The organism is Mameliella sp. CS4 (genome assembly GCF_019392335.1).
GTDB lineage: Bacteria > Pseudomonadota > Alphaproteobacteria > Rhodobacterales > Rhodobacteraceae > Antarctobacter.
Map to the genome: position 1 here is coordinate 1 of NZ_JAHXRQ010000027.1, position 23,271 is coordinate 23,271.

Here is a 23,271-nt window from a genome sequence, read left to right on the forward strand (position 1 = left end):
TCTGTTCTCCTCGTCGTTTTGAACGTTACGAGAACAAACTCTACTTTTGAATGGCCCAGTTCTTTGGGGGCAGGTCACACTCACTACCCCTTCCTCCTCCGCTTCACATTCCCCCCACGCTGCCCCGGCTTCCCCGCCGTTGACCGCCCCTTGGACTTCACCGCCGCGTCTGACGCCCGTTCAACCGCCTGCTGACGCGCCAGCGGGTCGTCGTGGACGGCGAGGTCGACCGCCTCCAACCGCTTGATCTCGTCCCGCAGGCGTGCGGCTTCTTCGAATTCCAGGTTCTCGGCGGCCTTGCGCATGTCGGTGCGCAGCCCGTCCAGCACCGCCTGCAGGTTCGCGCCCTGTCGTTTCGGGTCGATCTGGGCGGTGACGCGGTTCATGTCCACGTCTCCTTTGTAGAGCCCTTGAAGGATGTCCTCGACGTTCTTCTTGATCGTCGCCGGCGTGATGCCGTGTTCCTCGTTGTAGGCGACCTGCTTTTCGCGGCGGCGGTTGGTCTCTGCCAGCGCGCGTTCCATCGAGCCGGTCACGCGGTCGGCATACATGATCACGCGGCCATCGGCGTTCCGCGCGGCCCGCCCGATGGTCTGGATCAACGAGGTTTCAGAGCGCAGGAAGCCCTCCTTGTCGGCGTCCAGAATGGCGACCAGCCCGCATTCGGGGATGTCGAGGCCCTCGCGCAGCAGGTTGATGCCCACCAGCACGTCGAAGGCGCCTAGCCGCAAATCGCGCAGGATCTCGATTCGTTCGATCGTGTCGATGTCCGAGTGCATGTAGCGGACCTTGATGCCCTGTTCATGCATGTATTCGGTCAGATCCTCGGCCATCCGCTTTGTCAGGGTCGTGGCCAGCGTCCGATAGCCCGCTGCCGTCACCCGCCGTACCTCGTCCAGGAGGTCGTCCACCTGCATCTCGACGGGGCGGATCTCGACCTCGGGGTCTAGGAGGCCGGTGGGGCGGATGACCTGCTCGGTGAAGACGCCGCCGGTCTGTTCCATCTCCCAGGCGGCGGGCGTGGCCGAGACGAAGACCGATTGCGGGCGCATGGCGTCCCATTCCTCGAACTTGAGCGGGCGGTTGTCCATGCAGGAGGGCAGGCGGAAACCGTGTTCGGCCAGCGTGAACTTGCGTCGGTAGTCGCCTTTGAACATGCCGCCGATCTGCGGGACGGAGACGTGGGATTCGTCGGCGAAGACGATGGCGCTGTCGGGAATGAATTCGAAGAGGGTGGGGGGCGGTTCGCCCGGCGCGCGGCCCGTCAGGTAGCGCGAGTAGTTCTCGATCCCGTTGCAGACGCCAGTTGCCTCCAGCATTTCCAGATCGAAATTGGTGCGCTGTTCCAGCCGCTGCGCTTCCAGCAGCTTGCCTTCGCCCACCAGTTGATCGAGCCGCTGGCGCAGCTCTTTCTTGATGCCGATGATGGCCTGGTTCATCGTCGGGCGCGGCGTGACGTAGTGGCTGTTGGCGTAGATGCGGATACGGTCGAATGTGTCGGTCTTTGTGCCGGTCAGCGGGTCAAACTCGGTGATGTTTTCCAGCTCTTCTCCGAAAAAGGACAGTTTCCAGGCCCGATCTTCAAGGTGCGCGGGCCAGATTTCCAGGGAATCGCCCCGCACGCGGAAGGACCCGCGCTGGAACGCCTGATCGTTGCGTCGGTACTGCTGGGCAATGAGGTCGGCCATCACTTTCCGCATCTCGTATTCGCGGCCCGTATGCAGGTCCTGGGTCATCGCGCCATAGGTTTCGACCGAGCCGATGCCGTAGATACAGGAAACCGAGGCCACGATAATCACGTCATCACGTTCCAACAGCGCCCGGGTGGCCGAGTGGCGCATCCGGTCGATCTGTTCGTTGATCTGGCTTTCCTTCTCGATATAGGTGTCGCTGCGGGCGACATAGGCCTCTGGCTGGTAATAGTCGTAGTAGCTGACGAAGTATTCCACGGCATTGTCGGGGAAGAAGCCCTTGAATTCGCCGTAAAGCTGCGCGGCCAGCGTCTTGTTGGGGGCAAGGATAATTGCGGGGCGCTGGGTTTCCTCGATCACCTTGGCCATCGTGAAGGTCTTGCCCGTGCCGGTGGCACCCAGCAGGACCTGGTCACGCTCACCCGCGTTCACGCCACCTGTGAGTTCGGCGATCGCGGTGGGCTGGTCGCCGGCCGGGGCGAAATCGGTCTGCATGACGAACCGCTTGCCCCCTTCGAGCTTTTCACGCTCTCGGACATCTGGGGCTGGCGCATGCAGCAGCGCGGGCATCTGTTCGGGGGAATTGTTGTGCATGGGGAGGCTCCGTTCCCTGCGGAATATGTCGCGCCAAGGAGGGCCCGACAAGGGGAGGCCCGCGTCCGGTGGAGAAACGGGCGCCGGATTGCCGTGGAAAAGCCTGCGCCCTGCAGGCCTGACCAAGTGGCCCTGAGGATGGGCTGGCGCGCCGGACAAATGCACTCGGTTCTGGAGAAAACCTCTTTCATGCGGTTATGCGTTTGCGGGCAGGCTGCGAAAACACCTGTCGACGCCGGGTAAGGTGCGCGGCGACAGAGGAAGATCTTTCAACCCTGGCGGGAGTTGGATAACCTTTGGAGAATGGGAGGCTCCCCTCCAAGGAGAGGGGGGCGCAATAAGGGGAACCGAGAATGGGTAGGTTGCCTGACTGCAGAACAGAGGCCACGGTCGAAGTTGCCGGGGCCGAAGGATCGGTGATCCTGATGGTCTGGCGGTTCGGCGATGGCCGCAGGCTTTTGCGCGGTCAGCCGACGGGCTACATGCGCCACGAAGAAGTGGCCGAGGCGATGAGATGTCTTGTCGAGGATCCTCGGTTCGGTCCCGGCCTTCCGACGCTATGGGACTTCCGCGGTCATGACTTCTCTTTCTATACGGCGTCGGAATTTCGCTCCCACGCCTTCATCATCCCCCGGTTTCCCGCCAGGTCCGGCGTCCGGCGCGGCTATTTGGTGGACAGCGAGACCGGTTTTGGAACCCTGCGGATGTTCCAGGGCACCGCAAGTGGCTACAATTTCGAGGATCAGGACAATCTGATGGTATCCTACAACCTTGAAGAACTGGTTGACTGGCTGCTGGCCTGACCCCGGCGGAGCGTCGCGCTGCGCAAGGGGGAAAGATAGATATTGCGTTAATGCGCGACCGAAATATATCTTTTCGCAAGGCAAGCAGAGCTTTTGATCCGGGCGGGCCCGCATTCGCCCATCCCTCGCTCCCCGCGTCCCTGTCCTGGTCATTGCCTGCTTGTCCCTTCCCGGAAAAATGTGACAAAGGGCGCGCTTGCAGACCTTGTGTCATCACCGCATATCACGCAGAAAGATGGCGAATGACAGGAGGTGCGCCATGCGGGCACGCATTTATCAGCCGGCCAAGACAGCCATGTCCTCGGGGCAGGCCAAGACCAAGACCTGGATTCTCGACTTTGCGCCGGAGTCTCCCCGGTCGGTTGATCCGTTGATGGGCTGGACCTCGTCCCAGGACACGCAGTCCCAGGTGCGCCTGCGCTTTGAGAGCAAGGACGCGGCGGTGGCTTATGCCCGGGAACACGGCATCGATGCCCAGGTGTTCGAGCCGAAAAAGCGCAAGCCCAACATTCGTCCGCGCGGCTATGCCGAGAACTTCGCTGTGGACCGGCGATCTGCCTGGACCCATTGAAGCTGAACAACGGGCGTGCCTGAGGACGTGATATGTCGGATGCTGCGTCCCTCCGGGTACAATCATCCTGAATGGCAAGATGACAACGCAGCGGGCGGCCCGAACGGTCGCTCCTTTTGTTTCACGCCCGACCGGAGGCCTTGGAATTGAGCATCACGCATCTTGTCACCCACTCCGGCGGTTTCCACGCGGATGAGCTTTTGTCCTCGGTGATTCTGACCCGGCTCTTTCCGGACGCAAAGCTGGTCCGGTCGCGAGACCCGAAGTGGATTTCGCCGGGTTCGGACAGGGTCGTTTATGATGTGGGGCGGGCCTATGATCCGGCAGCAGGCGTCTTCGACCATCACCAGAGACCGAATCCGCTGCGCGACGACGGCCAGCCCTACAGCTCTTTCGGGCTTATCTGGTGTCATTTCGGTCACGACTATCTGCGAGCGCTTGATGTGCCCGAAGCGGATGTCGAGAGCATTCACCGCGCGTTCGACCAGGGCTTTGTCCTGCCGATCGACCTGATGGACAACGGGGCGCTGGAACCTTCGGTGGCGGGGCCTCTGGCGGGGATGACCCTTCCTGTGCTGCTGGAAACCCTGAAGCCCACCTTCGACGAGCGAGGCGCGGACCTGGACGACCGGGCATTCCTGCGGGCGCTCGAGGTCGCGCGGGCTTTTGTCGAGGCAGCGGTCCGGGGCAAGGCCGCAAAGCGCCGGGCCGAGGCCATCGTCCTTGCCGCCATCGAAAAGGCGGGGGCCTCGCACATTCTGGAACTGCCAATGGGGATGCCCTTCCGCGCGGCAGTCGAGAAATCCGGCGCGGATCATTTGCTGTTCGTCGTCCATCCGCGCGACAGCGACTGGGCGCTGACCACCATCCGGAAAAGCGGCGACACCTTTGAGAGCCGCGCCGACCTGCCAGAGGCCTGGGCCGGTCTGACCGACGCGGCGCTTGAAGCGGCCAGCGGCGTTTCGGGTGCCAAGTTTTGCCATAACGCGCGGTTCATCGCCGTCGCGTCGACGCGCGAGGCCGTCATGCGCATGGCAGAGCGCGCTGTGGCCGAGGTGGCCTGAAGCACAGTTTGGGCAGGCCTTTCGCGGCTCAGGACACTTCCGTCGCAAGTTCTGGCGCGTTGACCGCGCTCTCTGGCTGCGGATCGGAGGGCGGGACAAAGGCGCCCGTCACGGTGCCTGAGGCAAAGTCATGATCACCGGTCAGGGCCTCGGCGGCATCAAGCGGTACGGTGGCGATCTCCGATCCCGTTCCGGCAAAGCCTGACAGGTAAGGACCCAACGGGCGATCAACCGGGTCCGCGCGGTGGATTGGCTTTCGCTTTGCGCTCTGCGATGCCTGCGCCTAGGCTGCCGCGAAACCGCGTCCAGCTGTCATTCCGCGCCAGGCCGGTTCCGATTGTCCCGACACAGCCCGAGGTTCCTTTGTCCCGCCTGACGTCCCCGAAACTCGCCGAAGTTGCCGGCCCCTCTGCGCAGGTCGAGGCTCTCCTGGCGGCCCATCATGCGTTGATGCGTGCGCAAAGCCCCGAAGAAAGCTGTCACGTCATGACGGGTGAGGATCTGCAGGCCGAAGGCGCCAAGGTCTTTGCCCTGTTCGAAGAGGACGGAACCGCCCTGGCGGTTGGCGCGCTCAAAACCGTGGTCGAGGGCGCGGCGCCCGCGTCTCTTGCAGGCTGCGGCCCGGTCGTTGAGCTCAAGAGCATGCATGTGGCTGCGACGGCCCGCAGTCGCGGGTTGGGACATCTGCTGCTGTCGGGAATGATGGACATGGCCCGCGAAGCCGGGGCCGGCGGCGCCTGCCTTGAAACCGGAACAGCCCCTGAGTTCGCGGCGGCACGCGCGCTCTACCTGTCACAGGGGTTTGAGCCGTGCCCGCCATTCGGCGGCTATCAGCTGGACCCGTTGAGCGTTTTCATGTGCCGATCATTGTGAATACTTGCCCTGCCCGGGGAAAGTCTGCAAAACCGGGCGCAGCGGTCCCTTAGCTCAACTGGATAGAGCAGCTGACTTCTAATCAGCAGGTTGAGGGTTCGAGTCCTTCAGGGATCGCCAAAGTTTCTGCAGGCATATGATGCGGCCTCATTTTTTGGCCTGTTTTCCGCCCGGAGCGAATTCGATGTGTTCCTGTGCCTCGGACAGCGTTTTGTGACCACCCCTGCCATGATGACCTGACCCGATGCGCCCTGATCGGGTGACCTGCCCCCCCCACGACGTTCTGAAACTGTCGCGAACCTGCCAGACCGGTTGCGCGGATGCGGGCGGCATTGCAGCTACTGGCTTTTCTTTCGAAACTGACGGATGCTGGCGCAGGGAGGAACGTCAGCGGATATGCGTCTGCTTCTGGTCGAAGATACTGCGGATGTCGCGGACGCCATTGTCGCAAGCTTCGGGCATCGCGGCGATGCCGTGGACCATGTGGGTTCGGTCGACGAGGCCGGAGGCGCGCTTGCAGTGCAGGATTACGACGTCATCATCCTTGATATCGGCCTGCCCGACGGGTTGGGCACAGAGGTTCTCGCAAGCCTGCGCAATCGCGGCAAATCAACACCGGTGCTGATGCTGACCGCACGTTCCGACATCGAGGACCGCGTCGCGGCGCTCGACAAGGGGGCGGATGACTACCTGATCAAGCCATTCGATCTGCGCGAATTGCACGCCCGTGTACGGGCGATGCTGCGTCGGCAGGACGTGGATCGCTCAGGCGTCATCGAGTTCGGTGACATCACTTTCGACCCCGCCGGCCTGACGGTCGAGGTCAAGGGCCGCCCGGTGTCGCTGGCCCGGCGCGAGATCAACGTGCTGGAAATCCTGCTTGCCAACCGCGAACGGGTGGTGCCGAAGGACAAGCTACTCGACCGACTGTATTCCTTCAACGATGAAGAGGTCAGCCCGAACGCTGTCGAACTTTATGTCGGCCGGTTGCGCAAGAAGCTCTGCAACAGCCAGATCACCATCAAGACGTTGCGTGGGCTTGGCTATCAGATGGTCGATGAAGACTAGGGCGCGGGCCGGAGCACGGCTGACCGGGTCTCTGAGTTTCCGGCTCGGCGTGGCGCTGGCCCTGGTGCTCGCCATTGGCGGCGTGGCGGTGTCGCTGGCGGCCTATGCCTATGGCCGCAGCGCGGCGCAGCAATCCTATGACAGGCTGCTGGTCGGAGCGGCCAACCAGATCGCCGGATCGCTGGGGCTGCGGGACGGCGAGGTGATCGTCGATATCCCGGTCTCGGCCTTCGAGCTGCTGTCGCTGGCCCCAAGGGACCGTGTGGTCTATGCCGTGTTCGATGACCGGGGGCGGCTGGTCACCGGCTATGACACGGTGGCGCTTCCCGAGGGCGACGGCCGGTTTTTCAGCGGCAGCTTTGCCGGGGAACCGGCGCGGTACGTGCATGTCAGACGGCAGATTGCCGAGCGCTCTTTCCTGGGTGCGGTGGACGTCGTCGTCGGTCAGACCACCGAAGCGCGCCGCGAACTGACGCAGCAGATCACGCGAAATGCGCTGTTGGCGGTGGCTGTGGTCGGGCTGGTAATTTCCGGGCTTGCGGTTCTGGCGGTGAACTCCGCCCTGCGTCCGCTGCACCGGATCGAGCGCGATTTCGCGCTGCGTTCCAGTCGCGACCTGACACCGGTCGACGTCGAGGTGCCGCAGGAGATTGCCAGCCTGGTCGCGGCTTTGAACCGCTTCATCGGACGGATCGACCGCCAGTTGCGGGTCATGCGCACGCTGATCGCCGACGCCTCGCACCAGCTGCGTACGCCGATTGCGGCGCTCCGGGCGCAGGCCGAGCTGGCGCGAGAGGCCACCGATGCCGAAGACCAGCTGCGTATCGTCGAAAAAATCCACGAACGGTCGCGCAACCTGAGCCGGCTGACCGACCAGCTTCTGAACCACGCGATGATCATTCACCGCGCCGACAGCGTCGACTTGGCGCCGGTGGATCTGCGGGTGGTGGCCAGTGACGCCGTGGACCAGTTCGATCAGACCCTGTCGGGGTCCGAACGGGTCGTGCGGATCGATCTGCCCGAGGCGCCGATGGTCTGTGACGGCGACGCATTATCGCTGGTCGAGGCCTGCAAGAACCTGATCAACAACGCGACCGCCTATGGCAAGCCGCCGATCACCGTCTTCGTGCGCGACGACGGCGCGGCGCTCAACATCGGTGTGCGTGATAGGGGCGACGGAATGGCGGAAGGTTTGTGGGCAGATGCGGGCAAACGCTTTGCGAAACGCTCCGGCGTGTCCTCGACCAGTGCCGGGCTTGGGCTGTCCATCGTCAGCGCGGTGGCCCAGGCGCATGGCGGTCGGATGACGATCCGGCGCCCCGCCGACGATCGCTTCGAGGTCTTCCTGGAGCTGCCGAAAGTCAGGGAGGCGGAGCCATGAAACGGATTGCCCTTGTGATTGCGATGCTTCTGGCTGGCGCAGCGGCGGCCCAGCCCGTCCCCGAAGCCTTGAAATCCTATGGCCCCGCCGATGCCGGGCGTCGTCTGCTGGTGCGCGGCACCACCGATATCGCCCGGTTCGAAACGGTGCTGCAACTGTTTGCGTCCCGCCCGGGCGGGCTTGGCATCGACTACGAGCAATGGGGCTCGAACGATCTGTTCGAGGTGACCCTGACGGATTGCAAAAGGGGCGGGCAGGCCGCCGACATGGTGATCAGCTCCGCCGTCGATCTTCAGGTCAAGCTCGCCAATGACGGCTGCGCCAGGGCGCATCGGTCGACCGGAACCGCCTCCCTGCCGCAGGTCGCCAACTGGCGTGACGAGGTCTTCGGCATCACCCGCGAACTCGCGGTGATCGTCTATAACAGGCGCCTGATCGACGACGCAGAGGTGCCGCGCTCGCGGTTCGACCTGATCGACCTGCTGCGCCCCGAGGACAGCCGGTTTCGCGGGCGGGTCGCCACCTATGATATCGAGGCCTCGGGGCTGGGGTATCTTTTTGCCTTTGCCGACGCGCAACAGGCCACGACCTTCGGCAGCCTGATCGAAGCCTTCGGGCGCAGCGGCGCGGTTGCCACCTGTTGCTCGTCCGAGATCATCGACGGCGTGGCCGACGGCACCTACCTGATCGCCTATAACGTCCTCGGCTCCTATGCGCTGGCCCGGGCCGAGGAAAACCCGGACATTGCCGCCGTGGCGCCCGACGACTACACGCTGGTCCTGTCCCGCGCCGCGTTGATCCCCCGGCAGGCCGCAGAGCCGGAGCTGGCCGGGGCGTTCCTGGATTTCATGCTGTCCGAGACCGGTCGGTCGGCCCTGGAGGCGGCACACCTGATCGTGAGAACCGACGACCGGGCACCTGCCGCCCTGCGCCTGCCGGAGACGCCGGAAACAAGCTTTCGGCCCATTGCCCTCACGCCGTCCCTTTTGGTGGGCCTCGACCAACACAAGCGGCGGGATTTCGTCGCGCTCTGGCGGTCGACCTTCCCGAATGAAACCGGCGGCACCGAGGCGCGGCCGAAATGATCACGACGACCGGTCTGGGGGTTGGCGGAAACGGAAGAACCCCTGCTGCCAGCAGATCGCCAAAGCCGACGGTAACCGTCAGATGACGACTTCGGGCCCCAAGTTGACATGTCAGGTAGTGCGGGGAATGCTGTCGCATTGGTGAACTCTTACCCTGATACGATCACTGGTAGATGTTACTGTGGCGCGATAACTTTCCGTAGTTCATCAAAACCGCAAGCCGTGGCTTACTGCCATTGCGACGATTGTCGCCGTGCAACGGGTGGACCCGTTGCGGCCTTCGCAGCATTTGATGTGAACGCGGTTGTGTTCAAACCGAACAGGGGAAAAGCGTCAGTATAAACCCAGGCATTTTACGGACTTTTTGCGACAGCTGCGGTTCGTCTCTGGCAGGCATTTACGACTATCTGCCAAATCAGGTTTTCATTTCACTGGGCGTTATTGATCAAGCGGGAAGCCTCTCACCCGAAGTCCATGCACACGAGGGCGAATGCCTTCCTTGGCTACATATCGATGATGATCTTGAGCGCTCGGATGCGACAGCGACTGCGTTCTTGAAAGCACCTTGAAATACGAGACGATGGTTTGAGTAGTGTCCCCTTCGTCCCGCGTAGCTGCCATACGCCAAAGCACCCCGCAGGCAATTCGGGACCTTTCGAATTGCCTGCGTTGTTCCCCTAGTTCTCGGCCACCGGCCTTGGCCGACCGTCCGTGTCCAGCGCGACGAAGGCGAAGGTGGCGCAGGTAACCTTCTCGCTGTCCTCGCTGGCGCGACTTCGTCGCCAGGCTGTCACGTGGATATTCATCGAGGTCCGCCCGAGGCGCGTGATCTCGGCATAGAGGGACACCTCATCGCCGACCCTCACCGGTCGATGGAACTTCATTCCATCGACCGCGACCGTTGCGGCCCGGCCGCGCGCGGTGAGTGCGGCAAGGTTGCCCGCCGCCAGGTCCATCTGTGACATGAGCCAGCCACCAAAGATGTCGCCCGCCGGGTTGGTGTCTGCCGGCATGGCGATCGTGCGGATCGCGGGGCTGCCGGCCGGCGGGGTGTCCACGCCCTCCATCAGACCACGTGCCCACAGGCCGAGGCCGGCGTCCGGGTGTCCATGTTCCGCCCCCGGTTCAGGTGGTCGTCGATTTCCGCAGCAGAGCCGATCATCCGGCCATAGAGGAACACCGTAAAGGCGGCGTTCTCCAGATCGTGCTTTTTCAGCGCGCCGGACTGGTAGTCCTTCCACAAGAGCGACAACAGCAAGGCGGCGATGACCGCGTCGACATTGACGCAGAACACATAGCGCGACGCGCCGGTATCGTAGAGCGCCTGCACCAGCTCACGGTAGAAGGCGTGGAAGATATTGTAGTCGCCCCGCTCTTTCATGAACCCGGCAATGAAGCGTTCGCGCGGGTCATGGTTGACCGGCTTGCCCTTGAAGATCGGGTGATGGACGCCAGGCAGCGCGCGCACCTCGGATCCAAGCTCCTTGGCCTCGGCCTTGGCACGCTTGTAGTCCTTGGCAAAGTCGCGGGCCATCTGTTTCAGGTCGATGCCGTGGTTCGGATCAGTCGGATCCGTCAGCCCCTTGCCCTCGAACTCTTGCAGCAGGAAGGCCATGCCTTCAAAGCCGTTGCCGCCGTGGCTGTAGCCGCAATGGCTGAGAAACCCGAGCATCGCCTTGTTGATCTGCACGCGATCGGGCGTTTGCGGGCCGTCTGCGGCCACCGCCCCCTTGGCGCCCTGGGCCGAGATCGAGCCGGGACCGTTGGAGATCAGAAGCCCGACGAGGATCTGCAGCGGCAGGGATTCCTCGGGCGTCGGTTTCTTGCCGGTCATCGCCAGGTAGCAGAGATCGGCCATGGTCCATTCCGAGAACCGCTCTTCACGGGGGATGCCGCAGAGCGATCCGGACTGGTGATGCGTCCCGGGGATCGTCGCGCCGACCATCACACCGTAGAGCCGCAGGTACCACGGCAGGGTATGCGCCGTCAGCTTGGTGATCCGCTTGCGCATCAGCGGCCCCCAGGAAATGGTCAGCGCAATCGCCGCCAAGATCGCATCGCGGTTGAGCCTCGCGTCGAGACCGCCGAGGAATTTCAGGAAGACCGACTTGCCGCCCCGTGCCGCGACCGCCTTCAGCATCGCCTCGGGACGTGGGTCGTCCTTGTCCTCGGGGCCGGCCAGAAAGAGCGCACGAGACTGTTCGTCCAGCGTGATGCCGGAGGTGTCGAAATCCTCGTCACTGCCGTCCTGCAGCCCGGAATGGGCGAAAAGCTCGATCAGCATGTCCGTGCAGTTCAGCGCGCGTTCCAGCCGGTTCGGCCCGACGATCGCCGCAGCCGTGGCCATGACGGCATTCGGCGCGTTTCCAGCCTCGCGGGCGGCATCCGCCGCCACCAGGATCGGATCGCCCACCAGGTTGACCTCTGCCGCGACGGCCACGTCCAGCAGCGCGCGGCCATTCTCGTTGGCGATTTCATGCACCAGCGGCAGCGCGAAATTGGCCTCCAGCGGCTCCAGCGCGAGATCGAGAACGGAATGCCCGTGCACGCTCGTCACCTGGCTTTTCGGGTCCATCACCGAGGCGCCGGATTTGTCCTTCATCGTCTGGCGAGCGACCATTGCGCCGATATGCTCCTTCAGTGCCTCGACCTGCTCGTCATAGGGAGCCGAGGGCTTCACAGGCTTCAGCGCCAGTTCCTCGGGCAGGTTCAGACCGCGATCATTGGCCATCCACGGTTTTAGCGCCAGACTGCCGGTCGACGGAAAATCGGGCGTTTCGCCGTTCAGCTCCATCACCGCCGTCAGGGCCGCCGGAATGTCGGAGATGTTGTTTACCACGGCGCCCTTTTTCGACACCACCGGGTTGTCGGGCGTGTAGACGCCTTCTGTGCCGAAGGCCTCGATAAACCAGTTTTCCTTGTCTTCGGCCTTGTCGCCGGTGCCGGCCATCGCCCCGGCATGTCCGACCGCACGCGTCAGTTTCGATTTCCAGCGTCCGACCACGCAGGCGACGGTCGGCTTGCCAAAATCAATGTCGTGCTCGTAGTAGCCACCCGGCTCGACATAAAGAACCGCCGCCTTGGTGCGGTCGTCGTTCTTCAACGCATGGGCGAAATCGCGGGCCGCGTAATGGATGTAAACGTCCTTGCCTGACGAGATCAGCGTCGTCGTGCCCCAGCCCTCAGTCGCGAGATACTGCGCGATGGTGGTTGTGAAGCCGCCGGAGTTGGAAAAGATCGACACCGATCCCTTGAGCAGCGACTCGTCCGGGTGGTCGCCACCAAGCGCGCCGCCGATCCGCACCCGGTTCCAGCTGTCGGCCACGCCAAGGCAGTTGCCGCCGACGATGTCGATGTTGTTGGCCTGCGCCATGGCGCGGATTTCGCGGGCGTCATGCACCGCGATCTTCTCGGTGATGATGACGATCTTTTCGAGGCCGCTGTTCACGCGGATCAGTTCGGCCACGCCGTCGCGCACCCCTGAGGGTGGCAGGTAGACAACGCCGACATTGAAATCATGCCCGGCGTCCAGCCCCTCACGCACGTTGTTGTAGACCGGTATGTCGCCTGCGGGCGTCTTCAGCACACTGCCCGCCTTGCCGGGGGCGGTGCCGAACACCACGTTGCCGCCGGAAAAGGCGTGGCTCGTCGGCGTCACCTGACGGGATTCGCCGCCCATGATATTGAGCACGCAAACGCGATCTTCGCGCGTGGCCATGTCGCTCAGCGCGTTGATGCCGAGATAATAGGGAAAGCCCTGAATTCTCTGCTTGTTCATTGTCTTTCCTCCCCCTCAGGCCGCAGCCGAAATGCCAAGGTGGCGCGCGATCTCTTCGCGTCCGCCATCGCGCATCCACAAATCGACGTCCTTGGCATAGTTCACCACTTCCGAAATCGCGCTGTCGAAGCCGAAGAACCGGTAGGGCAGGCCAAGGCTGTCGAGCGTATCGGCCAGGTTGCCAAAGCCGCGCACGAGGTTTGGCCCGCCGCGCCCCACCACGACATAAAGCGGAACCGGCCCGCGCGTCGCGAAATGCTCGCGCAGCGCGTCGCCCATGCCCCGGAGGGTTTCGAGAATGTCGGTGTTGTTCGACTTGCCGCCGATGATGAACAGGACGTTGGTCTGGGCAAGGAAATGCTTGTAGCAGATCGAGGCGACGGATTTCATCTTTTCATACGGCGGGTTGCCGCCAAAGTCTGATGAAATGATCGCCGCATCGCCCAGCACTTCGGTCACCAGGCTGTTGGCTCCGCCGCCAAAGGTGGGCGCAAGAATGGTGCCCTTTTCGTTGATCACGAAGACATCCGACTGCCCCTGGTGGGTGCGCAGCTGGTTGACCTCTTGTTCAAAGGGCGAAATGTCCGAGGCGAACAGCTGATCGGGCAGGCCGAGCCGCGCCACGCGCGGGTCGTCGCGGTCAAAGCCGCATTTGAAATCGCAGGCGACGGGCATCAGGCGACCGTTCTTTCCGGGGCGCATCCGGATCGGGTTCAGTTCCAGCGTGGTCATGCCGTAGTGGTGCATCAATTCCCAAAGCTTGGGCAGTTGCTGCACCAGCGGCGAGATGATCTCCTTCGGCGCGCCGATATCGGTCAGCGCATTGGCGACGACAAAAGCCTTGAGCCCGGTCAGCGCGTCGAAAGGCACCGTGACGATTTCGTCCTTGCCCAGTTCCTCGATATCGACCCCGCCGCGATGGGTGAGCGTCATGGTCGGCGCGCGAAACTGGCTGTCGTCGGTGATCGAGAAATAGACCTCGTGCTCGGCGGGCACACCGGCCTCGAAGGTCACGCCATTGGCCTTGGCGGTGACGTTGCCGTGCTTATGCTCGGCGAAATAGAGCCGCTCCTTCTCGGCCAAGGCCGATTTCAGATCACGCACCATGCCGACAAGGCCGGCCTTGCCTTTCTTGCCGATGGCGCCCTTGAAGATCGGTTTCACGAACACCAGCCCGTGCTTGTCCAGAAACGCCTGGATTTCATCCTCGCTCGCACCTGGTCCCAGCACCTCCGAGCATGGGAAATCCACGTGTTTCAAAAGTCGCGACCCGTGCAACAGTCCAGTGATTTGCATGTGACTCCTCCTCAAAGCCCGCGGCTCCCCACCGCGCCATTCGAGGCGCCTTTTAGGGGGCCAAGCTGTCGCCTACCTGTCAGGAAGGCTGACCCGCCGCTGTGGGGGCTGCAAAAGCGGAGGATGGGACAGACACCATGCAATCCAGATCGCACTCGGTTCTTCGGCGCAACCGTCCGGATGTCCCGCTGAGTTCGATTTGGCATGGGGAATCCTTCGCAAATCCAAGGGGATGCGGACGTAGGATTTTCTCAGCAAGAAACCTGAGGAGATTCTGATGAAGATGACGAGATTTGGCGAACCACGGATCCTTGCGATCCTGCGCCAAGCCGGGGCGGCGTTCCGGTTGCCGAGCTTTGCCGTGAGCATGGCATCGTTTTGCAAATGCCCGCGACGTATGGCGGCGTGGCCGCGTCGATGATCAGCCAGATGACGAGCCCGGAGGATAAGAACAGGCGATTGAAGGCCATGTTTGCGGACCCGCGCATGCAGGCGGAATAAACCTGGTCGATGGACTTCATGGCCGATCGGCTGACTGACGGACATGCCTTCCGGCTGCTGAACGTGCTGGACGCCTTCAACAGGGACGGTCTGGGCATTGAGGCAGATTTCTCATTGCCCGCGGAACGCGTCATCCGCAGCCTGGAAACATCATCGAATGGCGCGGCAAGCCCAAGACGATCCGCGTGGACATCGGCCCCGAATACATCGGTGGCACCTTGATGGAATGGGTGACCCACATCCAGCCCGGGAAGCCGCAACAGAACGCCTAGGTGGTGCGCTCGGACGGTCCGGTACGAAAGGTTGAACCTCTACATCTTCGAAACTATCGAAAAGGCGCAGCCGATTGCCATTGAGTGGCCCTGGTCCTGCGACACCGAATGCCCCAACATGGGCAACGGCGGCATGACCGCTCGCAGGGAAACTGAAGAGGGCAGCGAGAACTCCACGGCCAAGCCCCGGAAGAACCGGGGGATGACCGTGTGGCGGTCGGCCTTGAGGGCGGGAAGGTGCGGTGCCCCGACCTTGTCCGGATCGAGCCGGATGGTCGGGGAACCGCGCTTCCCCAGGGCCGCGTTTTCGGACGGCCAGATCCCCGTCCTTTGGCTCGGGGGCAGGGCTTTTACATATCCCCTACCACGCCGGGCACAGACGATGGCACGCACTTTGGCCTTTGTGCAACAGGGCCCCGACCGAGATCTCTGGGTGTGATGGCCTGTCCGTGCAAGATCAATCGTTCAGCACCGCCATGCTGTCTGCCTCCCAACCGATCCAGATCGGATCGCTGCCGACCGACTGGCCGATCTCGGCATCCACATATGCCTTCAACAGGGCGTCTCCCTTGTCTCCCACGGCAATCTGCATCGCCATGCGGGACCCGAGGAACGTCTTGCCGACGACGCGCCCCTGCACCGCGTTCGCGGTCTGCGGGCGATCGGCATGGAACCCCAGTTTCTCAAGCCGGACCGAAGCGGTGATCGGCTTGCCCTCGGTCGGGACGCCGCCGGGTGCGGTGCCCTTGAGCGTCGTGCCTTCCCAGTCCATGACAACCTTGTCGCCTTCGGTGCCGCGCATCCAGCCGGACAACAGGTTCGTCTCGCCGATGAACTCTGCCACAAAGCGGCTGGCCGGGCGGAAGTAGAGTTCTTCCGGCGTGCCGTCCTGTTCGACCCGGCCCTTGTTCATGACAACGATGCGGTCCGACATGGTCAATGCTTCTTCCTGGTCGTGAGTCACGAAGAAGAAAGTCTTGTTGGTGCGGCGCTGGATCGACTTCAGTTCCTGTTGCACCTGGCCGCGCAGTTTCGCGTCCAGCGCCCCCAGCGGCTCGTCCAGCAGCAAGAGCGAGGGGTCGGGCGCCAGCGCCCGGGCCAGCGCCACGCGCTGCCGCTGGCCGCCGGACAGTTGCACCGGGTAACGGTCGGCATAGGACTCGAGTTCGAGAAAGGACATGATCTCGTCCGAACGCCGCTTGATCTCGGACTTGCCCATTCCCTTGAGTTCGAGCCCGAAGGAAATGTTCTTGGCCACTGTCATGTGCGGGAACAGGGCATAGTCCTGAAACACCATGTTCACATGGCGTTTCTCGGGTGCCTGGTTGGTCACATCCTCACCGTCGAGGATAACGCGGCCCGTTGTCGGGCGTTCGAAGCCGCCCAGGATCCGGAGCGTCGTGGATTTACCGCACCCCGAGGGGCCGAGGAAGGTCACGAACTCGCCCCGCGCGATGTCCAGCGTCAGGTTGTCCAGCGCGACGGTCTCTCCAAAATGCTTGGACAGGCCCTCGATGCGCACAAGAGGTGTCTGGTCGGTCATGGATCAGGATTCCTTGTTCATGCGGCGCGTGAAACGCTCTGCCCAGACGCCGATCACGGCGGTCAAAAGCAGCGCGACGGTCGCGATGGCGTTGATTTCCGGGCTCATGCCCGATTTCAGCTTGGCAAAGATCAGCACCGGCAGCGTCGGTTCGTAGCCGCCCAGGAAGAAAGAGCGCACGAAGTCGTCGAACGACAACAGCAGGCAGAAGATCGAGGCGCCTAGGATGGCGGGTACGAGATAGGGCAACGTGATCCGGGCAAACGCGATGAAGGGATCCGCGCCCAGATCGCGGGCGGCTTCGATCTGGCTCTTGGGCAGGGTGGACAGGCGCGCCATGACCACCAGCACCACGAAGGGCACATTGTGCACCGCGTGCGCCCAGATGATCGCGCCCATGCCGGGCTCGATCCCCAGATAGCGGGCATAGATGCGGAAGGCGATGGCCGAGATGATGCCCGGCACCAGCGCGGGCAGCACCGTCAGGCCGAAGGTCACGCCACGGCCCACAAACTTGCGTCCTTCCAGGAGCACGGCGATCCATGTGCCCACCACGACGGAAATCAGCGTCGACAGAACCGCAATGGCGACCGAATAGCCGAAGGTCGACAGGACCTGGGCGTCCGAGAAGACACCGGTGTACCAGTCCAGGGTCCAGGACCGGATCGGGAAGCCGATGAACTTGGAGTCCTTGAACCCCATGAGCACCATCAGGATCAGCGGCACAAAGACATAGAGCACGAAGGCCCAGTAGACACAGCTCAGGAAGATGCGGTTGCCGCGAAACAGTTCGACACGGTTGTTCATTTCTTGTCTCCCTTGCGCAGGCTGTTCATCAGTTTCTGGAACACCGTGGTGATGATCAGGGCGGCCATGAACATGATCGTGGCGAAGGCGGCCCCGGTCGGCCATTCATCCCCGGCAACGTGGAAGAAGCCCGCGATGGTTTCGGCAAAGACCGTGGTCGACGGCCCGCCCAGCAGAACCGGGGTGGCGTAAAAGCCGGTCGAGATCAGGAAGACCAGTGTGCAGCCCGAGGAAATGCCCTCGATCGTCAGCGGCAGCGACACGCGGCGGAACCGTGTCCAGGCGCCCGCGCCCAGGTCGGCAGCGGCTTCGTTCATGCTTTTCGGAAGTTTCTCCAGCGCCGAATAGAGCGGCAGCAGCATGTAGAGTGCGGTCAGGTAGACGATGCCCACTCCCATCGAAAAGCTCGTGTACATGAAGGGGATCGGCCGGTCGATCAGGCCGAGCGTCTTCAGCGCCAGGTTCACGGCGCCGGTATTTCCCAGCAGGATCATGATGGCATAGGTGCGCACGATTTCACCGACCCAGAAGGGGATCAAGAGCAGCAGAAGGAACAGCATCTGGTTCTTGCGGCTGACGTGCCGGGCCAGGAAATAGGCCACCGGATAGGTCAGGACGAGCGTGCAGAAGGTAAAGACGCCGGCAAAGATCAGCGTGCGGAAAAACGGCTGCCAGAAGATGCTGTCACCGAAGAAACGGGCGTAGTTTTCCAGCGTGAAATGCTGCTCCACCCCGGGCGCGACCGGGTAGGCATCAGTCAGCGACACCCGCAGCATCTGCAGCATCGGGCCAAGGTGCTGGGTCAGGATCCAGAGGATCGGGAAAGCGGCAAGGATCAGGAACTGGCGGCGCGGCGAGGCTGTCGCCAGGTGCATCAGCGCATGGTACGGCCCCCAAGAGGCCAGCCGGCCCCAGAATGTCCTCTCCGAGGTCTCTTTAGCCATAGCTCGCCCGTCCTGCTTTTGCGCGGATGCGTCATAGGTCATGAGGTCGTCTTTCGGAAAATCAGGGTTCCTGACCCGCGACTTGCACGGGACAGGAACGGGTTTCGTCAGGGGATCAAGCGGCTTTGATGGCCTCGACGGCCGGATCGACCAGGCCGTATTTCATCTCGTTCGCCTCGGCGCGGAAGAACTGCAGGTTCGCCAGCTGTTCATCCGGGAAGGAGGTCGATTTCTTCTCAAGGTCGGTCAGATGGTTCGTCGCGTCCTTGTAGGTCGAGATGAAGCCCGACGCCTTGGTCATTGCGGCGCCGATTTCGGGCGACGACAGGATGGCATCAAGGAAGGTATAGGCGTTGTCCGCGTTCGGTGCGTTGTTGGCGATGTTGTAGGTGTAAACAAAGCCGTAGGACCCTTCGCGCGGGATGGTCATGGCCAGCGGGAAGCCGTCATTGATCAGCGCCGCAGCAGGGCCGTTCCAGGAATGGCCCAGCATGATGTCCTGGTTGACCATCATCTGCTGGAACTCGGCGCCGCCATCGTAGTACTTGCGCACCAGCGGCTTTTTCTCGATCAGGAACTGCTTGGCCTCCTCGACGATAGCGGCGGCCTTTTCCGGGTCATCGAGATAGGCGACCATGTTGCCGTCATATCCCTTCATCAGCATGACGATCGACATCATGTCCTGGATGATATAGGCGGTCTGGCCCTTGTACTTGTCGCTGAACAGCGTGTCCCAGGTCAGAGCCTCTTCTTCGGTGACATATTCGGTGTTGTAGGACAGCACCTCCATCCCCGACAGGATCGGCGCGCCCCACTTGTTGCCGTTGATCGTCGACCAGTCCGATTCCGAGAAGGTCGGGTTGATCTTGTTCCAGTTGGACAGGCGGTCGGTGTCTAGGGGCGCCAGCAATTCGCTGTCGATGAACTGCAAAAAGCGGTGCCCGGCGACCGTCATGATGTCCACGGTCGGGTTCGGCTGTTCGGCGGCCAGCAGGTTGAACTGCTTGCCCTGGTCATCCACGAGGCGGACGTTGACCTTGATCCCGGTCTCGGCCTCGAACTGCTCCTTGAAGGCGTCGGGTACGAAGTTGTTGTAGGTCCAGATGTTCACCTCGCCGCCCGACTGGGCGGAAGCGCGGCGCAGGTAGGCCGGCGAAGCCAGTGCAGCACCGGTCGCTGCGGCCGTGCCCAGAAAGCGGCGGCGGTTGAGGATCAGTTTGGTCATTGTTGGTCTCCTTGTTGGTCGGATGGTTTTTTTGATTACTCGTTACCGGAGTCAGGCGGTGTTTTCGGGCTGCCGTAGCAGGCCGGTGTTCGCCGCCTGTTTCAGATCGTCAAGGCTGTAGCTGTCCAGATCAAGTGCCTTTAGGATCTCGTTTTCAGCTTCGAAATCCCGTCCGTACATGGCCGAGAAGATGCGGATGCCCGCCTCGTGCAGCGGCGCGGGATGTCCGGTCAGCCGTCCCAGCGCTGCGGTCAGCACCAGCCCGTAGGGCACGTCCTCGGTCACGTAGCGGCTGTCGGCTGTCGCCGGTCCGGTTCCGCCATTGCCCTGTGCATGCATCTGCTGGTTCATCTCGGAAATCGAGGCGACGGGGACGTGAAACGACAGGTGGAAATGCTCGAAGATCGTCTTGACCTCCAGTCCCAGCGCCTTTGCGATCTCGAGCCGTTCGAGATCTAGCTCTTCCAGCAGGCGGCCGACGGTCGGCGTGACGTTCTGGCCCTGGCTCCAGGTTTCGCCGCGTTCCATCCGGGTGATGTTGCCAAGGGCAATCCCCATGTGGTTCTGCGGGTTGAGGTTCGACAGCGAGATCGCCAGCAGGCCAGCGCGCGGCTGGAACCGGTCGCCAAAAAGCGCCTGGCAAAGCTCCAGCGCCTCGGCCGAGCGGTCCTCGGGCACAGTGCAGAGGTCCACCTTGCTGCGCACGGTGTTGACCTTGACCTCGGTGCCCGATTGACGCCGCCCGGTGCAGATCGTCGTGCCCCAGGCGGTGATCGGCACGGTCACGCCACGCTCGGCCAGAAGCTGCATCAGGTAGACCGCGCCCAGCGAGGCATGAGAGGAGATGATCACCTGATGGCGCGGTTCGATATGCGGGGCCAACGCGTCCAGCACCGTCTTGTGGCCGTAGCCGGGCAGGGCGAGGATCAATACCTCATTCTCGCGTGCCAAGGTCTCGGCGCTGTCGGCGATCCGCGGGGTCAGCGAGGTCTCGGCCGCGCCACTCGCGATCAGCGGAGCGCCCGCGGCCAGATCGACCGTGCCAGCTCCCGAGGGCGACCACAGCATCGGATCATGTCCTGCCTCGTGCAGCACCGCTGCCGTTCCGAAGGCGATCGAACCCGCGCCCGCCAATCCAACTTTCTTGCTCACATCCACACCTTCATCGCTTGCGGTCTTTCATCCCACACTACACCGGTTTAGCGGAATGTCATCCGCTATCTGGGAATTCATGGATTATTTTCCGGCATCTTCGAGCCGCACAGGATCGCCCAGCACATGCATCAGCCTGTTGGCCCAGCCGAACAGCGAGGCAGAAAGGATCAGATCCAGCACCTCGGCCTCGTTCAGCCCGGCCTCCTTCAGCGCCTGCATGTGTTCCGGCCCGGCCTGTGAGGGGCAGTCCGACAGCGCCACGGCAAAGTCAAAAATGGCCCGGTCACGTGTACCCAGATCGGCCTTGGCCCCATCGCGGAACAGCTTGTCCGTCACCTCGGTCGATTTCTCGATCTGGGCGTGGCGCATGGCATGAACGGCGGCGCAATAGATGCAGTGATTGACCATCGAGGCGCCCAACGCCCCGAGTTCCCGTTCAGACCGGCTCATCCCGCCTTTGTCGTACATGATCGCGTTGAAGAGCGGCGAGCGCACCTTCAGGCTTTCAACGTCATGCGCCAGCGTCAGGACATACTCTGAAACCTTGGTGTTCGACGGGGTGACCTTCAGCGCATCCAGTTGCTCGTCCGAGGCTTCCTGCAGGTCGACGGGCTTCACGCGCGGCTGCCAGTGCGGCACGTTGCGGGTGAATTTCGTGATCACTTTGGTCATGCGGACATCCCCTTCATCAGGCGCAGCCCGGCAATGACCCGAATCTGGTAGGCGAGAAAGGCATTCAGCTCGGCCAGTCGGACGATATCGGCATCCGCCACGCCCGCAGATTGCAGCGCTGAGATGTCGGCACCCGCGACCCGGCGGGTGTCAGCGGCAACCTTGTCCATGAAGCCGACAACCTCGGCCAGGCCCTGCGCGGTGCCGTTCCCGGTGGGGTCGACCAGGGCGGCGAATTTCCCCGCATCGGCCGCATAACGCGCAGCAAGCTCGGCCTCATCGTTGAGTTTTGCGATCCGCGCGGCCAGTGCTGCGCGCAGATCATGGCTCCACGGTCCGGCATCCTTCGGGCGCAGCACCGCCTCTTCGGCGGCCTGCGTCATCTCGAAGATGTTGGCGCGTCCCTCGACAGCGGCCTGCACTGCCGTGCCTGCCCCGATGCCGGCGCTGTTCAATGCGGTCGTATCCAAAGCCATCAGGCCACTTTCCCTTTCTTGTCATCACAGGCCAGTTCGGTCGGCGTCCATTCGCTGCCGTCCAGTTCCGGCTTGTCGTAGGCCAGCATCGCCTGCCAGTGTTCCGCCACGTCCTCGGCATAGAGCTTGGCCGCCACTTCGCGTGCCAGCCAGCCGGCCCCCTCGGATATCCCCGGAATATCGCCGCTGACCTTGCCCAGACTGGCGGAGGCGCCGTAGTTGAAGCAGTAGACATTCGACAGCCAGGGCGCGGTGCCCGGCACCTTCTCGCGGAAGGTGAAGTCATCGTTCAAATAGGGGAACCGGCCCAGGTCGCGTGAGGGTTCGTCCGCCGGGGGGGTATAGACGTCCTGCCACAGCAGGATGTTCCCTGCCGCCTCACCGAATTCCGTCCGCGACAGCGGGTCGATGGTAAAGCCGGTGCCCAGGATCACGAAATCCGCCTCGTAAGAGGTGCCATCGGCAAAGCCGACCTGCACCGCCCCGTCCTTTTCAACCGTCGACTGCACAGCCTTGCCAAAGTGGAAATGGGCGTTCGGGTGACGGCTGACCCGGTTGGTCGAACCATGCGGCGGCGGCGTCTGGGTGGCAAAGGAGTACTGCATGAACCGCCAGCGCCATTCGTCCGGCAGGCTGGCATACCCGGCGGTGAAGCCAAAGCTGCCGATGCCCATCATCTTGTTGATTGTCGGCATCTCCTTGCGGCGGATCAGGTGGCGGACCTCGGCGGCGCCATGCTCCAGCGCCTCGGCGGCATTGTCCACGGCAGAGGCGCCGACCCCGACAACCGCCACGCGTTTGTCCTTGAGCGTGTCAAAATCGATCTCGTCGGCGCTATGCGCCCAGTATTTCCGGTCAAGCCCGCCGACAAAGCCGGGAATGTTGGGCTGTCCGGTGCCGTCGCGCCCGGTGGCAAAGATCAGCTTGCGGGTCAGGATCGACTCTTCTGCCGCGCCGGAGAGGTGCAGCCGCAGCAAGTCGCCCTCGGGTTCGACCAAATCGACGGAGACACCGTTTTCCGTCGGGATATTCAGCACCGAACGGTACCATTTCAGGTAGTCCATCCACATCGGGCGCGGGATCTTGTCCAGGTTTTCCCACTTCTCGGTGCCGAACTGCGCGCGATACCAGGCCTGAAAGCTCAGGGCGCCATGTCCGTAGGCAGGGCCGGTCAGCTCCTTGGGAGAGCGCAGCGTCTCCATGCGCGCATAGGTCAGCCAGGGGCCTTCCAGTCCCTCGGGGCTGCGGTCCAGCATGCGGATGTTGTGGATGCCGCCGGTCTTCAGCGCCATCCAGGCCACCATGCCGCACATGCCGCCGCCGATGATGACCACATCCGTCACGCTTTCACGCGGGGGGACCCAGTTCTTGCCGGGCCAGCAGAGGAATTTCAGGTCCTCGTGCAGGCGCGCCTCCAGAGAGGGCAGGCCCTGACCGTCGATCGGAGATGCAGATTCATGTGTCATTGCGTC

22 protein-coding genes, 1 tRNA gene and 1 pseudogene are annotated in these 23,271 nt (G+C 62.9%); 11 read left to right on the plus strand and 13 right to left on the minus strand.

The genetic code is table 11. The features are described 5' to 3' along the window. Positions 1 to 83: 83 nt before the first annotated feature. Positions 84 to 2,285 carry an excinuclease ABC subunit UvrB gene (gene uvrB / locus KZZ07_RS22715; protein ID WP_219517685.1) on the minus strand — a complete coding sequence of 734 codons (2,202 nt, stop codon included), beginning with the start codon at positions 2,283 to 2,285 and terminating at the stop codon, positions 84 to 86. 353 nt (positions 2,286 to 2,638) lie between these two features. Between uvrB and KZZ07_RS22720 the strand changes: the two genes are divergently transcribed. The 3 genes from KZZ07_RS22720 (at position 2,639) to KZZ07_RS22730 (ending at position 4,723) form a co-directional block, all read left to right on the plus strand. Further along, positions 2,639 to 3,088, plus strand: a complete 450-nt coding sequence (locus KZZ07_RS22720; RefSeq protein ID WP_219517688.1) for a hypothetical protein — start codon at positions 2,639 to 2,641, stop codon at positions 3,086 to 3,088. Positions 3,089 to 3,347: 259 nt separating this feature from the next. Then, positions 3,348 to 3,659: an ETC complex I subunit gene (locus KZZ07_RS22725; RefSeq protein ID WP_219517689.1), complete on the plus strand. Its 312-nt coding sequence runs from the start codon at positions 3,348 to 3,350 to the stop codon at positions 3,657 to 3,659. 146 nt (positions 3,660 to 3,805) lie between these two features. Then, entirely contained in the window at positions 3,806 to 4,723 is a 918-nt protein-coding gene (locus KZZ07_RS22730; RefSeq protein ID WP_219517692.1) for an MYG1 family protein, read from the plus strand. A gap of 28 nt (positions 4,724 to 4,751) precedes the next feature. Here KZZ07_RS22730 and KZZ07_RS22735 read toward each other — a convergent pair whose 3' ends face one another. After that, the gene (locus KZZ07_RS22735; protein ID WP_219517693.1) at positions 4,752 to 4,943 is read right to left on the minus strand and encodes a hypothetical protein; all 192 of its coding nucleotides are present in this window, start codon (positions 4,941 to 4,943) and stop codon (positions 4,752 to 4,754) included. A gap of 143 nt (positions 4,944 to 5,086) precedes the next feature. Here KZZ07_RS22735 and KZZ07_RS22740 point away from each other — a divergent pair, with 143 nt between their 5' ends. The 7 genes from KZZ07_RS22740 to KZZ07_RS27830 all read left to right on the plus strand — a co-directional run bounded on the left by KZZ07_RS22740 (position 5,087) and on the right by KZZ07_RS27830 (position 9,699). Next, positions 5,087 to 5,596: a GNAT family N-acetyltransferase gene (locus KZZ07_RS22740; protein ID WP_255564534.1), complete on the plus strand. Its 510-nt coding sequence runs from the start codon at positions 5,087 to 5,089 to the stop codon at positions 5,594 to 5,596. A gap of 43 nt (positions 5,597 to 5,639) precedes the next feature. Next, positions 5,640 to 5,716, plus strand: a tRNA-Arg gene (locus KZZ07_RS22745). Between the two features lie 276 nt (positions 5,717 to 5,992). Then, positions 5,993 to 6,664 carry a response regulator transcription factor gene (locus tag KZZ07_RS22750; protein ID WP_255564535.1) on the plus strand — a complete coding sequence of 224 codons (672 nt, stop codon included), beginning with the start codon at positions 5,993 to 5,995 and terminating at the stop codon, positions 6,662 to 6,664. Continuing rightward, positions 6,654 to 8,045, plus strand: a complete 1,392-nt coding sequence (locus tag KZZ07_RS22755; RefSeq protein ID WP_219517699.1) for a sensor histidine kinase — start codon at positions 6,654 to 6,656, stop codon at positions 8,043 to 8,045. The genes KZZ07_RS22750 and KZZ07_RS22755 overlap by 11 nt, the downstream gene beginning before the upstream one ends. Continuing rightward, positions 8,042 to 9,130, plus strand: a complete 1,089-nt coding sequence (locus tag KZZ07_RS22760; RefSeq protein ID WP_255564536.1) for an ABC transporter substrate-binding protein — start codon at positions 8,042 to 8,044, stop codon at positions 9,128 to 9,130. Before KZZ07_RS22755 ends, KZZ07_RS22760 begins: the two co-directional genes overlap by 4 nt. Positions 9,131 to 9,238: 108 nt before the next feature. Then, the gene (locus tag KZZ07_RS28285; protein ID WP_500862244.1) at positions 9,239 to 9,472 is read left to right on the plus strand and encodes a GFA family protein; all 234 of its coding nucleotides are present in this window, start codon (positions 9,239 to 9,241) and stop codon (positions 9,470 to 9,472) included. Between the two features lie 65 nt (positions 9,473 to 9,537). Beyond that, positions 9,538 to 9,699 (plus strand): hypothetical protein, encoded by a 162-nt coding sequence (locus KZZ07_RS27830; protein WP_500862245.1) that lies wholly within the window; start codon positions 9,538 to 9,540, stop codon positions 9,697 to 9,699. 108 nt (positions 9,700 to 9,807) lie between these two features. Here the strand turns inward: KZZ07_RS27830 and KZZ07_RS22770 are convergent, their stop codons facing one another. Genes KZZ07_RS22770 through KZZ07_RS22780 form a run of 3 tightly spaced genes read right to left on the minus strand, consistent with a single transcriptional unit; the run spans position 9,808 to position 14,204 of the window. Further along, entirely contained in the window at positions 9,808 to 10,197 is a 390-nt protein-coding gene (locus KZZ07_RS22770) for an acyl-CoA thioesterase (protein ID WP_219517709.1), read from the minus strand. Continuing rightward, positions 10,197 to 12,908, minus strand: a complete 2,712-nt coding sequence (locus tag KZZ07_RS22775) for a hypothetical protein (RefSeq protein ID WP_219517712.1) — start codon at positions 12,906 to 12,908, stop codon at positions 10,197 to 10,199. Before KZZ07_RS22775 ends, KZZ07_RS22770 begins: the two co-directional genes overlap by 1 nt. A gap of 15 nt (positions 12,909 to 12,923) precedes the next feature. Then, complete coding sequence (locus KZZ07_RS22780) at positions 12,924 to 14,204, minus strand: ATP-grasp domain-containing protein (protein WP_219517714.1); 1,281 nt, start codon at positions 14,202 to 14,204, stop codon at positions 12,924 to 12,926. A gap of 504 nt (positions 14,205 to 14,708) precedes the next feature. Here KZZ07_RS22780 and KZZ07_RS28135 point away from each other — a divergent pair. Next, positions 14,709 to 15,116 (plus strand): annotated as a pseudogene (locus KZZ07_RS28135) (DDE-type integrase/transposase/recombinase); the annotation flags it as partial. 318 nt (positions 15,117 to 15,434) lie between these two features. On the opposite strand, the gene KZZ07_RS22790 reads toward KZZ07_RS28135, so the two are convergent. The 8 genes from KZZ07_RS22790 to KZZ07_RS22825 all read right to left on the minus strand — a co-directional run bounded on the left by KZZ07_RS22790 (position 15,435) and on the right by KZZ07_RS22825 (position 23,265). Continuing rightward, a complete protein-coding gene (locus KZZ07_RS22790) occupies positions 15,435 to 16,520 on the minus strand; it encodes an ABC transporter ATP-binding protein (protein WP_219517716.1) in 1,086 nt (361 codons plus the stop codon). A gap of 3 nt (positions 16,521 to 16,523) precedes the next feature. Next, positions 16,524 to 17,309, minus strand: a complete 786-nt coding sequence (locus KZZ07_RS22795; RefSeq protein WP_219517813.1) for an ABC transporter permease — start codon at positions 17,307 to 17,309, stop codon at positions 16,524 to 16,526. Between the two features lie 14 nt (positions 17,310 to 17,323). Beyond that, a complete protein-coding gene (locus KZZ07_RS22800) occupies positions 17,324 to 18,313 on the minus strand; it encodes an ABC transporter permease (RefSeq protein ID WP_219517718.1) in 990 nt (329 codons plus the stop codon). A gap of 73 nt (positions 18,314 to 18,386) precedes the next feature. Further along, a complete protein-coding gene (locus KZZ07_RS22805; protein WP_219517721.1) occupies positions 18,387 to 19,496 on the minus strand; it encodes an ABC transporter substrate-binding protein in 1,110 nt (369 codons plus the stop codon). 51 nt (positions 19,497 to 19,547) lie between these two features. Beyond that, positions 19,548 to 20,648: an NAD/NADP octopine/nopaline dehydrogenase family protein gene (locus tag KZZ07_RS22810; RefSeq protein ID WP_300534740.1), complete on the minus strand. Its 1,101-nt coding sequence runs from the start codon at positions 20,646 to 20,648 to the stop codon at positions 19,548 to 19,550. A gap of 84 nt (positions 20,649 to 20,732) precedes the next feature. Next, entirely contained in the window at positions 20,733 to 21,323 is a 591-nt protein-coding gene (locus KZZ07_RS22815; RefSeq protein WP_219517730.1) for a peroxidase-related enzyme, read from the minus strand. After that, complete coding sequence (locus KZZ07_RS22820) at positions 21,320 to 21,799, minus strand: hypothetical protein (protein ID WP_367181451.1); 480 nt, start codon at positions 21,797 to 21,799, stop codon at positions 21,320 to 21,322. The genes KZZ07_RS22815 and KZZ07_RS22820 overlap by 4 nt, the downstream gene beginning before the upstream one ends. Further along, a complete protein-coding gene (locus KZZ07_RS22825) occupies positions 21,799 to 23,265 on the minus strand; it encodes an NAD(P)-binding domain-containing protein (protein WP_219517732.1) in 1,467 nt (488 codons plus the stop codon). The genes KZZ07_RS22820 and KZZ07_RS22825 overlap by 1 nt, the downstream gene beginning before the upstream one ends. Positions 23,266 to 23,271: the final 6 nt, after the last annotated feature.